17 protein-coding genes are annotated in these 13,334 nt (G+C 69.9%); 10 read left to right on the forward strand and 7 right to left on the reverse strand.

Annotated features, from left to right (window positions below; genetic code table 11):
• Positions 1–137 precede the first annotated feature (137 nt).
• From AC3WLB_RS05595 to AC3WLB_RS05630, 8 genes are all read left to right on the forward strand, one after another.
• Positions 138–956, forward strand: coding sequence for a 2-keto-4-pentenoate hydratase (locus AC3WLB_RS05595; protein ID WP_492504016.1), 819 nt, complete (start codon positions 138–140; stop codon positions 954–956).
• A complete protein-coding gene (locus AC3WLB_RS05600) occupies positions 956–1,894 on the forward strand; it encodes an acetaldehyde dehydrogenase (acetylating) (RefSeq protein WP_492504018.1) in 939 nt (312 codons plus the stop codon). Before AC3WLB_RS05595 ends, AC3WLB_RS05600 begins: the two co-directional genes overlap by 1 nt.
• Positions 1,891–2,934 (forward strand): 4-hydroxy-2-oxovalerate aldolase, encoded by a 1,044-nt coding sequence (gene dmpG, locus AC3WLB_RS05605; RefSeq protein WP_492504020.1) that lies wholly within the window; start codon positions 1,891–1,893, stop codon positions 2,932–2,934. Before AC3WLB_RS05600 ends, dmpG begins: the two co-directional genes overlap by 4 nt.
• Positions 2,931–3,815: an alpha/beta fold hydrolase gene (locus AC3WLB_RS05610; RefSeq protein WP_492504022.1), complete on the forward strand. Its 885-nt coding sequence runs from the start codon at positions 2,931–2,933 to the stop codon at positions 3,813–3,815. Before dmpG ends, AC3WLB_RS05610 begins: the two co-directional genes overlap by 4 nt.
• A gap of 15 nt (positions 3,816–3,830) precedes the next feature.
• Positions 3,831–4,772, forward strand: a complete 942-nt coding sequence (locus AC3WLB_RS05615; protein WP_492504024.1) for a 3-carboxyethylcatechol 2,3-dioxygenase — start codon at positions 3,831–3,833, stop codon at positions 4,770–4,772.
• A 30-nt stretch (positions 4,773–4,802) separates the two neighbouring features.
• Entirely contained in the window at positions 4,803–5,954 is a 1,152-nt protein-coding gene (locus AC3WLB_RS05620; protein ID WP_492504026.1) for an iron-containing alcohol dehydrogenase, read from the forward strand.
• Positions 5,955–6,049: 95 nt separating this feature from the next.
• Entirely contained in the window at positions 6,050–7,540 is a 1,491-nt protein-coding gene (locus AC3WLB_RS05625) for an aldehyde dehydrogenase family protein (protein ID WP_492504028.1), read from the forward strand.
• Positions 7,541–7,595: 55 nt separating this feature from the next.
• On the forward strand, positions 7,596–8,423 hold the full coding sequence (locus tag AC3WLB_RS05630) for a siderophore-interacting protein (protein ID WP_492504030.1): 828 nt from the start codon (positions 7,596–7,598) through the stop codon (positions 8,421–8,423).
• Here AC3WLB_RS05630 and AC3WLB_RS05635 read toward each other — a convergent pair.
• From AC3WLB_RS05635 to AC3WLB_RS05650, 4 genes are all read right to left on the reverse strand, one after another.
• Positions 8,420–8,548, reverse strand: coding sequence for a hypothetical protein (locus AC3WLB_RS05635; protein ID WP_492504032.1), 129 nt, complete (start codon positions 8,546–8,548; stop codon positions 8,420–8,422). The two genes, AC3WLB_RS05630 and AC3WLB_RS05635, sit on opposite strands and share 4 nt — an antisense overlap.
• An 88-nt stretch (positions 8,549–8,636) precedes the next feature.
• Positions 8,637–9,578, reverse strand: coding sequence for a quinone oxidoreductase family protein (locus AC3WLB_RS05640; RefSeq protein ID WP_492504034.1), 942 nt, complete (start codon positions 9,576–9,578; stop codon positions 8,637–8,639).
• The gene (locus tag AC3WLB_RS05645) at positions 9,532–10,014 is read right to left on the reverse strand and encodes a nuclear transport factor 2 family protein (RefSeq protein WP_492504036.1); all 483 of its coding nucleotides are present in this window, start codon (positions 10,012–10,014) and stop codon (positions 9,532–9,534) included. The genes AC3WLB_RS05640 and AC3WLB_RS05645 overlap by 47 nt, the downstream gene beginning before the upstream one ends.
• Entirely contained in the window at positions 9,998–10,438 is a 441-nt protein-coding gene (locus AC3WLB_RS05650; protein WP_492504038.1) for a DUF6640 family protein, read from the reverse strand. Before AC3WLB_RS05650 ends, AC3WLB_RS05645 begins: the two co-directional genes overlap by 17 nt.
• Positions 10,439–10,524: 86 nt before the next feature.
• On the opposite strand from AC3WLB_RS05650, the gene AC3WLB_RS05655 reads away from it, so the two are divergent.
• Together AC3WLB_RS05655 and AC3WLB_RS05660 are read left to right on the forward strand one after the other, a co-directional pair.
• On the forward strand, positions 10,525–11,154 hold the full coding sequence (locus AC3WLB_RS05655; RefSeq protein ID WP_492504040.1) for a TetR/AcrR family transcriptional regulator: 630 nt from the start codon (positions 10,525–10,527) through the stop codon (positions 11,152–11,154).
• Positions 11,155–11,165: 11 nt separating this feature from the next.
• Positions 11,166–11,657, forward strand: coding sequence for a DUF2510 domain-containing protein (locus AC3WLB_RS05660; protein WP_492504042.1), 492 nt, complete (start codon positions 11,166–11,168; stop codon positions 11,655–11,657).
• Here the strand turns inward: AC3WLB_RS05660 and AC3WLB_RS05665 are convergent.
• The 3 genes from AC3WLB_RS05665 to AC3WLB_RS05675 all read right to left on the reverse strand — a co-directional run bounded on the left by AC3WLB_RS05665 (position 11,611) and on the right by AC3WLB_RS05675 (position 13,314).
• Complete coding sequence (locus AC3WLB_RS05665; protein WP_492504044.1) at positions 11,611–11,856, reverse strand: hypothetical protein; 246 nt, start codon at positions 11,854–11,856, stop codon at positions 11,611–11,613. The two genes, AC3WLB_RS05660 and AC3WLB_RS05665, sit on opposite strands and share 47 nt — an antisense overlap.
• Before the next feature lie 181 nt (positions 11,857–12,037).
• Positions 12,038–12,745: a GNAT family N-acetyltransferase gene (locus AC3WLB_RS05670; protein WP_492504046.1), complete on the reverse strand. Its 708-nt coding sequence runs from the start codon at positions 12,743–12,745 to the stop codon at positions 12,038–12,040.
• A 2-nt stretch (positions 12,746–12,747) separates the two neighbouring features.
• Complete coding sequence (locus tag AC3WLB_RS05675; RefSeq protein ID WP_492504048.1) at positions 12,748–13,314, reverse strand: TetR/AcrR family transcriptional regulator; 567 nt, start codon at positions 13,312–13,314, stop codon at positions 12,748–12,750.
• Positions 13,315–13,334: the final 20 nt, after the last annotated feature.

Consider the following 13,334-nt stretch of genomic DNA (forward strand, 5'->3'; position numbering starts at 1 on the left):
CCTCCTCGCCCTTGGCTGGCATCAATAGTCGATCGACTATACGACGTCGCAGATCTACGTCATAGATCAATCAGTGCTTCGACCGTAGCGTGGACGGAGCCGCAACCGGAACACCGCGGCGCCGAGAGGAGTCCAGCGTGGTGCACATCGAAGAAGCAGCCGCGCGCTTGCGCATCGCCGCCGGCACCGGCCGGCCCTGCCCGCCGATCCGCGCACTCGACGCCTTCTCCATCCCCGACGCCTACGCCATCCAAGAACTCGCGCTCGCGCCGAGGATCACTCCGGCGAACCCGCGCATCGGCCGCAAGGTCGGGCTCACCTCCCCGGCCGTGCAGCAGCAGCTCGGCGTCGACCAACCCGACTTCGGCGTTCTCCTCGCCGACATGGCGATCGCCGACGGCGGCGAGCTCCCGTCATCCGCGCTACTCCAGCCGCGCATCGAGGCCGAGATCGCGTTCGTGCTGGGCGCGGACGTGCCGGATGCGCATCCCGCGTCGATCAGGCGGGCGGTCGCCTACGCGGTGGCCGCCCTCGAGATCGTGGACAGCCGCGTGGCCGGCTGGGACATCACGATCGTCGACACGATCGCCGACAACGCCTCGAGCGGCTTATTCGTGCTCGGCGCCGAGCGTCTCGGGCTCGACGAGTTCGAACCGGCAACGGTCTCCATGACACTCCGCCGCAACGGCGACGTCGTCTCGTCGGGCACCGGCGCCGACTGCCTCGGCGATCCGCTGAACGCACTCGCCTGGGTGGCGGAGACCGCGATCCGGCTCGGCCGCCCGCTGCGGGCGGGCGAGGTCGTGCTCTCGGGTGCGCTCGGGCCCATGGTGCCGGTGCAGCCGGGCGACCTCTTCGAGGCGCAGATCAGCACCCTCGGCTCCGTCTCGGTTCGAGCGGCCTCCCACGTCTCCGGGGCATCCACCGGTGCCTCCTCCTCCAGAAAGGACTCCTGATGGCCAAAGCGGCGATCATCGGGTCGGGCAACATCGGCACCGACCTCATGTTCAAGATCATGCGACTGAGCGAAACCCTCGACATGGGCGTGCTGGTCGGCATCGATCCGGCCTCCGACGGGCTCGCGCGGGCCGGGCGGCTCGGCATCCCCACCACCGCCGACGGAGTCGAGGGGCTCATCGCCCACCCCGAGTTCGATCAGATCGAGGTGGTCTTCGACGCCACGAGCGCGGGCGCCCATCGCCACAACGCCGAACGGCTGCTGCCTCTCGGCAAGCGCCTGGTCGACCTCACGCCGGCCGCCATCGGACCCTATGTCGTGCCGTGCGTGAACCTCGACGCCCACCTCGACGCTCCCGACATCAACATGGTCACGTGCGGCGGACAGGCCACGATCCCCGTCGTCGCCGCCGTGAGCGCGGTGGTGCCGGTGCACTACGCCGAGATCGTGGCCTCCATCTCGTCGCGGTCGGCAGGGCCGGGCACCCGCGCGAACATCGACGAGTTCACCGAGACCACGGCGCGCGCCATCGAGGAAGTGGGGGGTGCCGCACGGGGCAAGGCGATCATCGTGCTCAACCCGGCCGAGCCGCCGATGATCATGCGCGACACCGTGCAGGTGGTCGTCGACCGCCTCGACGAGACCGCGAAGCAGGGCATCCTCGACTCGATCGAATCGACGATCACCGCGGTGGCCGACTACGTGCCGGGATATCGGCTCAAGCAGCGGGTGCAGTTCAGCGACGAGGGTGCCGAACTCGACGGCCTGCTTCCGGCCCCGGCAGGCGGGTCGTACACCCGGGTGACCGTCTTCCTCGAGGTCGAGGGGGCGGCGCACTACCTGCCCGCCTACGCCGGCAACCTCGACATCATGACCTCGGCGGCGCTGCGCGTGGCCGAGCGGATGGTCGCCGCACGTCTCGAGGTGAGCGCATGAGCACCCCGATCTACCTCCAGGACGTCACGCTCCGTGACGGCATGCACGCCCTGCGGCACCGCATCACCCCGACGACGATCGCCGAGATCGCCGCCGGACTCGACCGGGCCGGCGTGGCGGCCATCGAGGTGTCGCACGGCGACGGACTCGGCGGCAGCAGCCTCACCTACGGCCCCGGCAGCAACACCGACTGGGAGTGGATCGAGGCGGCCGCCGGCGCCGTGCAGAACGCCGTGCTCACGACGCTCATCCTTCCCGGCATCGGCACGCTGCACGACCTCGCCCGCGCCCGCGACCTCGGCGTGCGCTCGGTGCGGGTGGCCACCCACTGCACCGAAGCGGATGTCGCCGCCCAGCACATCGCCGCCGCCCGGGAGTGGGGCATGGACGTCTCGGGGTTCCTCATGATGTCGCACCTGAACGACCCGGCCTCGCTCGCCCAGCAGGCGAAGCTGATGGAGTCGTACGGCGCGCACTGCGTCTACGTGACCGACTCGGGCGGCCGCCTGACGATGGCCGGCGTGCGGGAACGCGTGCGCGCCTATCGCGACGTGCTCGCGGAGGGCACCCAGATCGGCATCCACGCCCACCAGAACCTCTCGCTCGCCGTGGCGAACTCCGTCGTAGCGGTCGAGGGAGGCGCCTACCGGGTGGACGCGTCGCTCGCGGGGCTCGGCGCGGGGGCCGGCAACACGCCGATCGAACCCTTCGTGGCGGTCGCCGACCTTCAGGGCTGGGAGACCTGGGCCGATCTGTTCGCCCTGCAGGATCTCGCCGACGACCTCGTGCGCCCGCTCATGGATCGTGCCGTGCAGGTCGACCGGGAGACCCTGAGCCTCGGTTACGCCGGGGTGTACTCGAGCTTCCTCCGGCATGCCGAGCGGGCTGCGCAGACGTACGACCTCGACGCCCGCGACGTGCTCGTCGAAGTGGGCGCACGACGCCTGATCGGTGGCCAGGAGGACATGATCGTCGACGTCGCGCTCGATCTCGTCGCCGCCCGCGACGCCCGCGACGCACAGGAAGCAGGAACGCGATGACCGAACGCCCGTACACCAGCGTCTGGAGCGACCTCAACCAGGTCGAGTTCAGCCAGGGCTTCCTCGACGCGGGCGGCTACCGCACCCGCTACCTGCACGCGGGCGACTCCTCGAAGCCGCCGCTGGTGCTGCTGCACGGCATCACCGGTCACGCCGAGGCCTACGTGCGCAACCTGCAGTCGCACGCCGAGCATTTCGACGTCTGGGCGATCGACTTCATCGGCCACGGCTACAGCGCGAAGCCCGAGCATCCGCTCGAGATCCCGCACTACATCAGCCAGGTCACCGGCTTCCTCGACGCCATCGGCGCCGAGAAGGCCTCGTTCTCGGGCGAGTCGCTCGGTGGTTGGGTGACCGCCCGGCTGGCCCAGCTGCATCCGGAGCGGGTGGACCGCATCGTGCTCAACACGATGGGCGGCACGATGGCCAACCCCAAGGTCATGGAGCGGTTGTACACCCTGTCGATGGATGCGGCGCGCGACCCCAGCTGGGAACGCGTGCGCACCCGGCTGGAGTGGCTGATGGCCGACCCGTCCATGGTGACCGACGACCTCATCCGCACCCGCCAGATGATCTTCGAGCAGCCGGACTGGCTGATGGCGTGCGAGATGAACATGGCGCTGCAAGACCCTGAGACGCGCGCTCGCAACATGATCTCCGACGACGATCTCCGTGCCATCCAGGCACCCGCGATGGTGCTCTGGACGACGAAGGACCCCTCGGGGCCGGTCGATGAGGGACGACGGATCGCATCGCTCATCCCCAACGGCCGGCTGGCCGTGATGGACAACTGCGGGCACTGGCCGCAGTACGAGGACACCGAGACCTTCAACCGCCTCCACCTCGACTTCCTGCTCGAGAACATCGAACCGAAGAACTAGACGTAAGGAATCACCATGCCGGTCGCAGTCGCGGCGATGTCGCACAGTCCCCTGCTCGAACTCGTCGATCCGGGTCAGGAGACCACCGAAGCCGTCGAGGGCGCCTTCGCCGCCGCACGCGCCTTCGTGAACGATTTCGACCCCGAGCTCATCGTGAGCTTCGGGCCCGACCACTACAACGGCTTCTTCTACGAACTGATGCCGCCGTTCTGCCTCGGCTACGAAGCGGTGAGCATCGGCGACTACGGCAGCCAGGCCGGCGAGCTCGACGTGCCGACCGCCATCGCCCGGGAGCTCGCCGAGGCCGTGCTCGACCGGGGAGTCGATCTGGCGGTGTCGCTCCGCATGGAGGTCGACCACGGTGCCGTGCAGCCGCTCGAGATCCTCTACGGCTCCATCACCGCGAAACCGGTCATCCCGGTGTTCATCAACTCGGTCGCGCCCCCGTTCACCCCGCTGTCGCGGGTGCGGGCGCTCGGAACCGCCATCGGCGAGTACTTCGCGGGCACCGACAAGCGGGTGCTGTTCCTCGCCTCCGGCGGCCTCTCGCACGACCCGCCCGTGCCGCGCATCGCCACGGCCACGCGCGAGCAGCGTGAGTTCCTCCTGGGCGGCGGGCGACACCTCACCCCTGAGGCCCGCAACGAGCGGCAGCAGCGTGTCATCTCCGCGGCGCACGCCTTCGCGGCGGGCGAGGCCGACATCATGGACCTCGCGCCGGAGTGGGACGAGGCGTTCCTCGACATCGTCGAGCGCGGAGACCTCCCGGCGCTCGACGCCTGGACCCCGAACTGGATGACCGAGACCGCCGGCAACTCCTCCCACGAGGTGCGCACCTGGATCGCCGCCTACTCGGCCCTCGCCGCCAGCGGGCACTACCGCCTCGACACCCGCTTCTACCGGCCCATCAAGGAGTTCATCGCCGGGTTCTCCGTCACGACCGCCGTGCTCGACTAGCCTGAACCGCACATCGACGAAGGAGTCCGGATGGCATTCATCCAGTACATCGGCCGCATCCAGTTCGATGACGGCGCACGGCGCACGCTGCCCGATGAGCTCGCTCGGCTGGGTCTGCAGCGGCCACTGATCGTCTCCGACCGGGGACTCGAAGCCACTGGCGTGCTGGCCCAGGCGCTGGCGTTCCTCGAGGGGTGGGAAGCTCTGCCGGCCTTTCTCGACGTGCCGAGCAACCCCACGGAGGCGGCCGCCCGCGCGGCTCTCGAGCTCTACCGGTCGAGCGGATGCGACGGCGTCATCGCCATCGGCGGCGGCTCGCCCATGGACTGCGGCAAGGCGGTGGCCCTGCTCGCCACCCACGATCAGCCGCTCGAGGTCTACCTCGCGAAGTCGGGCGGGGAGGCGCGCATCACGCGAGCCGTGGCGCCCGTCATCGCCATCCCGACCACCGCCGGTACCGGCAGCGAGATCGGGCGCGGCGCCGGCCTCACCCTCGCGAACGGCGAGAAAGAGGTCTTCCTCAGCCCGAACCTCGTGCCGCGCGTGGCGATCTGCGACCCGGAACTCACGCACGGCCTGCCGCCTCACCTCACGGCCGCGACGGGCATCGACGCCTTCACCCACGCCTTCGAGGCCTACCTCTCCCCTGCCGTCAACCCGCCTGCGGACGCCGTCGCGCTCGAGGCGCTGCGACGGATGCGCCAGTGGCTCCCACGGGCGGTGGCCGACGGCCGCGACCGCGAGGCGCGCTGGAACGTGATGATGGCCGCGCTCGAGGCGGCGATGACCACGTGGAAGGGCCTCGGCCTCACCCACGCGCTCTCGATGCCCTTCGACGACCTGGGACTTCATCACGGCACGGTGGTGGGGGTGCTGCTCCCGCACACCGTCGGTTTCCTCACCGAGGTCGTGCCGAGCGATCGGATCGCCGCCGTCGCCGAGGCCGTCGGATCCACTCCGGCGACCCTGGCCGACGATCTCGCCTCGTTCACCGAGGAGCTCGGCCTGCCCTCCGGGCTCGGCGCGCTCGGGGTCGACCCGCAGCGCCTGCCCGAGTTCAGCGTTCTGGCCGCCGGAAGCGCGTTCAACCAGACGGCCCCCGGCCAGGCGACGGCCGGAGACTACGAGCGCATGGCGCTGTCGGCGATGGCACCCCTCGAGCGGCAGCTCGCTCCGCACTGAACTCCGAGCCCCCGCCCATCGATAGCTCGCGGGCTATCGATGCGCACCGATCTTTCTGCTGGTCCTTCCCGACCCTCATTCTTAGGCTGACACTCATGACGAACTCCGCAACGACGCACCCGTCGCCCCTCGACGAGACCGACCAGGCCCGCGGACTCTGGGCCCGCAACCCCCGCACCGGCGAGGTCGACTACGTCGTCGTTCCGCCGACGACCGCGGAGGTCGGCGAGCTGGCGGCGTCGCTGCGTGCCGGTCAGCGTGCCTGGCGCGATCTCGGGCTCTCCGGCCGGGTCACTGCGATGCTGCGCTGGGCCGATGCGATCGAGCGCGACGCCTCCCTCATCGCGGAGGCCGAGGGAATCGACACGGCCCGTGTCCGGGTATCGTCCGAGGTGCCGTTCATGGTGGCGGCCGCGGTGCGGGACTGGTGTGCGAAGGCGCCCGCGATCATCGAGGCGGCGACGCTGGAGGGCCGCTCGAGCGTGATGAGCGACGTCACATACACCACGCAGCTCGAGCCCTACGCGTTGCTCGGAATCATCAGCCCCTGGAACCACCCGCTCCTCCTCTCGTCCACCGACGCCATCCCCGCGCTCCTGGCCGGCTGCGCCGTGCTGGTGAAGCCCAGCGAGATCACGCCGCGTTTCATCGAACCCGTGATGACGACCATCCAGAGCGTGCCGGAGCTCGCATCCGTGTTCGCGTACGTCCCGGGCGCGGCGGATGTCGGCCAAGCGGTCATCGAGAACGTGGACGCCCTCTGCTTCACCGGCAGCGTCGCGACCGGCCGGCTGATCGCGGCGGCGTGCGCCGCCCGGTTCATCCCCGCCTTCCTGGAACTCGGCGGGAAGGACGCCGCGATCGTGACGGGCTCGGCCGACGTCGGCTCGGCCGCAGCGGCCATCCTCAAGGGGTCGGTGCACAACACCGGGCAGCTGTGCTTCTCGACCGAGCGCATCTACGTCGATCGCACCATCTACGAGCCGTTCGTGGCCGAGCTCGTGCGACAGTCGGAGGCGCTCGAACTCAGCTATCCCGACCCGACGCGCGGGCACATCGGACCGTTCATCCTCGAGCGCCAGGCCGAGATCGTCGACGACCACCTGCAGGACGCCGTGGAACACGGTGCATCTGTTCTCACGGGCGGCCCCAGCATCGAGCAGGGCGGCGGCCGGTACATGCGCCCGACCGTTGTCGTCGACGTCGACCACTCGATGCGGTTGATGACCGAAGAGACCTTCGGACCGGTGATGCCGGTCATGCCGTACGACAGCATCGACGAAGCCGTCGACCTGGCGAACGACTCCGAGTTCGGCCTCTCCGGGGCGGTCATCTCGGGTAGTGCCGACGAGTCCGACGCCATCGCCCGCCGCCTCGACGCCGGCGCCATCAGCCTGCAGGACACCTCGTTGACGATCGGCATCATGCGCGATGTCGAGAAGGTGGCCTTCAAGAGCTCAGGCCTCGGTGGCTCGCGGATGGGCCCGGCCGGCCTGCTGCGCTTCCTCCGCAAGAAGGCGCTCATCCTGCGCACCGGTCCGGTCGTCTCGATGGAGTCGCTCGCGGAGCACAACCGGCGCGGGTAGTCGCCGGCCGGAGAAGTTCTCGCATGCGGCCAGTGGTTAGGTTAGGCTAACCTACATGGCTCGAACGAACATGCGGGCGACCCGCACCAAGCCGACGCAGGCGGAGTTGCTCGTATGCCGCGTGCTCCGCACGGAGCGGGTCTCGCCCTCCTTCACCCGCGTCGTGCTGGGCGGCGACGACCTCGCGCGCTTCACGCCGCTGGGGTTCGACCAGTGGTTCCGGCTGTTCCTGCCGGTCGACGGTGGTGACCTCGCGCACGCACCTCACAAGCTCGACACCCTCAGTTATGTGAAGTTCCTCACCACCTCGAAGGCGACACGGCCGATCCTGCGCAACTACACCGTCCGGGCGTTCCGCCGCCTGCCCGGCGGCGACGAGCTCGACATCGACTTCGTGATGCACGGCGACGGGCACGGCGGCCACGACGCACCGACCGCCGCGTCGTGGGCCCGTTCGGCGAACCCGGGTGATGTCGTCGGGATCATCGACGAGGGCATCGGTTTCGACACCCGGATGCTCGGGCATCCGTTGCTCGTGGTGGCCGACGAGAGCGCACTCCCGGCCGCCGCGGGCATCCTCGGGTCGCTCCCCCGGACCGTCGAGGGCGCCGCCGTACTCGAGATTCCCGACGACGCCGACGTTCGGGCGATCGACGCCCCCGCGGGCGTGACCGTGCACTGGGTCGTGCGCGAGCACGGGCATGCACCCGGCTCCGCCGCGCTCAGCATGGCCACCGGCCTCCCGTCCCGCCCGGAGCAGGCGGTGTGGGTGGCCGGGGAGCAGTCGCTGCCTCGGGACGTGCGCCGCCATGCCGTTCAGACGGGCATCCCCAAGGAGCAGATCGCGTTCATCGGCTACTGGCGCGTCGGCCGTTCCGGCTAGCAAGGAGGTGACGGCCGGCGCCCGCCGATGATCACCTGCACCAGATCGGTCGCCGTGGCGATGACGAGCAGGCTCAGCGTTCCGCCGGCCGCCGCAACAAGCCCGAACGAGCTGGGGTGCGGCACCGGCCGGTGAGTCCAGCGATTGTCACCGCGCTCGACGGTCGGAGAGGGGCGTCTCGGCGGGCGTCGGCTTCGGCGATTTGTGCGCCGATTACGGCCGTTCGGAATTCGTGACGATGAGCTTACCTCCCCGGGGGGCGGCAGTGCGCTCGTACTGGGTCAGGGCCCGGATCGCTTCGGCGAGAGGCACAGTGCGCGCGATCGGCTGCGACAGCACCCCCGCTTCCGCGGCGCGCGCGACCTCCTCAAGTACCTCCCCTCCGGGCAGAGAGCCCAAAGTGTACGGGCCGGGCATCACACTCCTCAGAAATTTGCCGAGCGTGGGTTTGATGTCGACGATGCGCCCGCCCGGCTTCAGCAGGGCCCGCGCCGTGCGGTACGGGAGGGTTCCGGCCGTGTCGAAGACGATGTCGAATCGGCCTCGCAGCGGCTCCGGATCGAAGACGAAGTCGACGACCGGGTCGATGCCGAGTTCCAGCGCATCCTGTCTCGCCGTGCTTCGACAGCTGCCTCCGACGGTGGCTCCGTGCTGCAGCGCTATCTGCGTCGCCGCTCGGCCCACGCCGCCCAGGCATCCGGTGACGAAGACGGATTGGCCGGCTTGCAGTCTTCCCGTGTCGATGAGAGCGTGGAAGGCGGTCGCTCCGACGATCGGGATCGCGGCCGCCTGGTCGAAGGGCAGCCCGGCGGGCTTCTTCACGACCCAGCTCGCCTTGACCGTGACGAGTTCGGCGAAGGTGCCGGGTCTCATCGTGGCACCGAGCACCTCGTCGCCGACGGCAAACCTCATCACCCCCTCGCCGACGGTTTCGACCACCCCCGAGAAGTCGTGACCGAGGCCCCGCGGAAAGCGGCCGACGGTCATGAACTTCGCGTCGCCGTTGCGGAACATCCAGTCCATCGGGTTGGCCGCCGCGGCCCGGACGCGGACGAGGATCTCGCGAGCCTTGGGTTCGGCAGGCTCGAACTCCTCGAGCCGGAGGACCTCAGGTCCGCCGTATCGGTGGTACTGGATGCGCTGTGCGGCCGTCATCGCGGCGCCCCGGTTTCGCGGCCGGCGCCGCTTGCACCGGCGTGATGATCCGGCGGCTGATGCGCCACCGACGGTCGTGCCGCCGCAGGGTGTCCTCGTGGTTCACGCCTTGGATCGCGCCGTCGGCCATGACCATGAGGCCCTTGGACAGGGCGGTCACCACGTCATCGGCAGCGCTCGAGATGACGATGTTCGTCACCGAGTGCTGGAGCGGGAAGTGTCCGCTGTCGATCATCTGCGCGGCCGCGCCGCGGATGACGTCGATCCCCGTGAAGGTTCCGATTCCCGACCGCGACATGTCGTACACGGCGTCGGGGGTGAACAGCTCCTGGAGCCGGTCGAGTCGATGCGCGTCGAAGATGTGGGCGTGGAGCGCGATGGTCTCCTGGATCTCCAGCCGGTCGTCGGCCGACAGCGACTCACGCACGGCGGCCACCCCCGTCCGCGTTCGTCATCCGGCGCCGTTCGAGCAGGTAGCCGACGCCCGTGAGCACCAGCACCGGCACGGTGGTGAGCAGCTGTGACCAGTTGTCCTTGCGCGGAGGATCGGCGGTCGCCGTGCCCGGGTACAGTCCGGCGGTGAGTTGGCCGAGGTGGTAGATGCTCCCCGCGACGGCGGCGCCGTCGAGGGCGATGCGCGACTCGCGGGGGCGCGCCCACAACCCGTACAGAGTGGCGAGCGCTAGCCCGACCCCCATGCTCATGGTCTGACCGGTGTGGAACTTCGCGTGCGGCGTCCACTCGGGGTTGTAGATGTTGGTCTTGTTGAAGTCGGCGGCGAAGACTCCCACTGCGAGGCCGGCAGCCGCAGTGGACATCATCACCCGGCCGAGCGGGAGACCCGCGGATTTCTCGGACATGTGCGATCCTTTCAGTTCGGTACTCCGTACCATAACACTCTGAGTACCTTTTGGTTCCGGAATCCGACTGAGAGTAGGATGACGGTGTGAGCACCCCATCTCCGGCGACCGGCGCCCCTGCCGGACCCCTCGTCTCCGAGTCCCTCGTCGAGCGCAAGCAGCGGCAGGCGCGCCAGCGCATCGTCGAGGCCGCCGACGACCTGTTCGCGCTGCGCGGCTTCGACGACGTGTCGGTGAGCGACATCGCCGCCCGGGCCGACGTCGGGCGCACCACGTTCTTCCGTTACTTCGGCGACAAGACGGAGGTGCTCTTCGCGAAGGAGCAGGCCATGCTCGACGCCATCGCGCTGGCCGGGCAGGACGACAGCATCGGCGCCGCGCACGACTCGCGCACGGCCATCGAACAGCTGCGCCCCATCGTCCTCGAGCTCTGCGAGAGGGCCGCCGTCGAGCTCGACGCCTACGACCGCCGCTCGCGCCTGCTCGAGCAGCACATCGAACTCCGCGCCCGCGACGCCCTGAAGACCCAGCAGGTGGCCGCCAAGCTCGCCGAGGTGCTGCAGAGGCGGGGCACCGAGGAGCGGATCGCGGTCTTCGCGGCCCAGATCGCGCTGGCCTGTTACGAGACCGCCCGGCGCAGCGGCCGCACCGCCAAGGAGCTGGTGCGCGAGACGGAGGCCGCCTTCACCGAGGCGCTCACCCTCGGCGCCGTCTGACACCGTCGACCATGAGCCACACCCCGATCCTCCCGCCACCCGGCTGGTATCCCGACCCGCACGCGCCCGGCCGCGAGCGGTGGTGGTCCGGCACCGAGTGGTCGAAGCACGAGCACGCCGCGGCCAGTTCCTGGCTCTTCGGCCCCGCATACACGCGGTCGTTCTGGCCTGGAGCGAACACCCACGCTCGACGCGCGCGATTCTTCGACCTGATCGCGCTGGGACTGGTGTTCGCGGCCACAATCGCCCTCATCGTGGTGGCGCTCAGCGGCGCCCGGCCGGGTGTCGCCGTCGGTGTCGCGCTGTCGCTCGCCAGCGTGCTGGCCTTCGTCGGCGGGGCGTTGACGCTCGGCCACGCGATCGCCGGCGTGCGGGTTGCCGGACGCCTCGGCGCACTGGGGCTCGCGACCCAGATGATCTATGCGGGGGTCGTGCTGCTGGCCTGGTCGGGCGGTCTCATCGCGCTGCTCGCGGTGAGCGCTGTGAAGGCCGCCACCGGCTGAGTGGCGCGGATGCGACCGAAGCGAGTGCTCTGATCAGCTGCCCGCTCTTCGAACACTCGGAGAGAGCTGTACGACGATCCCGCCGCGAACGCTCCTGATCGTCCACGAGGGCGCGCAGCGTCACTTTGCGATGCCGATTGCGCATCTCGCGTTCCATCTGACCACTGTCGAGCAGCTTGACCAGAGTCGGACGCGACACTGCCAAGAAATCCGCCGCCTCCTGAGTGGTGAGCAGCGTGCTGCAGGGCGCAACCGTGACGCCGCGCGTCGTCCGCCGTCGGGTGCCACCAACTCGGCGAAGCCTCCACCGCGGCGCAGGAGGTACTCCTCGTTCGAAAACACCCTGACCTCAACTACCTGCCCCGGTCAGGTTCGCGGCATCAGGACGGCCTCACGATCACGAAATCGATGTCGCGGCGGACGGTGAAGCCGAGGGCCTCGTAGAGTCGCTCGGCGGGGTTCCCGATTCGGACGTGCAGAAACGGTCGCCCGTGCGCGCTGTCGACCAGTCGGCTGACGCCCTCGACGAGGGTGCCGGCGTAACCGCGGCCCCGGAAGTCGGGATGGGTGCAGACGGCACTGATCTCGTGCCAGCTCCCGGTGCGCAGGCGCACGCCGCTCATCGCCGCCAGCCGTCGCGACGGGTCAGGGCTCCGGATGCCGAGGTACGGCCCCATCTCCACCGTGCGCTCACGGAACGGACCGCGTTCGGTCTCGTCGACGAGGGCGAGCATCGACGGCACGTCCTCCGGGGTCAGTGCCTCGACCTTCGCCGCCGCGGAGGGGCGCGCTCGATCGCCTCCGCCTCCGCCGCCGGCGACCAGCTGATGACACGGGATCGTCTCCACGACGGCCCAGCCCCGCGGCACATCCTGCGGCTGCATCCCGGGCAGGGCGATCGTCTCGTCGGATGGAACGAGACGGCGAAGGTCGCGCCACGCGTCGTCGTCAGCCGCGTCGACGACGCTCGCGAACGGACAGAACTCGGCGTGGAACCGGGCGGCGCCACCGCGCACCACACCGAGCGCGGCCTGCGGCCCGGTCAGGGCGGCCCACACCGGATTGTCGAGCTGGGTGTCGAATTCCATCGTCACGCCCGCTCGGTCAGCGCGGCCACTTGCGCGAGCACTCCCGCGGCGACGTCGTCGAACGGCTCGATGCTCCGCTCGGCCCTGCTCATCACGACCGCGCCCTCGGCCGACGCGATGAGCATCGTCGCGGCGGAGCCGGCACGATCGGCGGGCAGCCCGCCCTCGCTCAGCACCGAGGCCAGCACCTCCCGCCATTCACGAAACACGGCTCCGGTGCCGTCGAGGACCTCCACCGACTCGGTCGCCGTCGTGACGGCGAGCACCGCGCAGCCCGCCCGGAACTGCGTCGCCGTGAGGAGCATCCGCCAGGCGGCGAGGAATCGCTCGGCGACGACAGTGGCCGGCTCCCCGCGCCAGGCCTGGATCATCGCGATCGAGCGGGCTCCGGACGCGGCGACCGCGGCGGAGACGAGCTGATCCTTGCCCTCGGGGAAGTGATGGTAGATCGACCCCCGCGGGGCACCGGTGTGCTCCAGCACGGTCGCGAAGGAGGTCTGCGGCAACCCGCCGCGGGCGAGCAGCTGCACGGTGCCGTCGATCATCTGTTGCCGGGTGTCACTCGTCACGAGCCGCCTCCGCTTCGCCG

This window comes from Herbiconiux sp. FW305-C-125 (assembly GCF_058783455.1).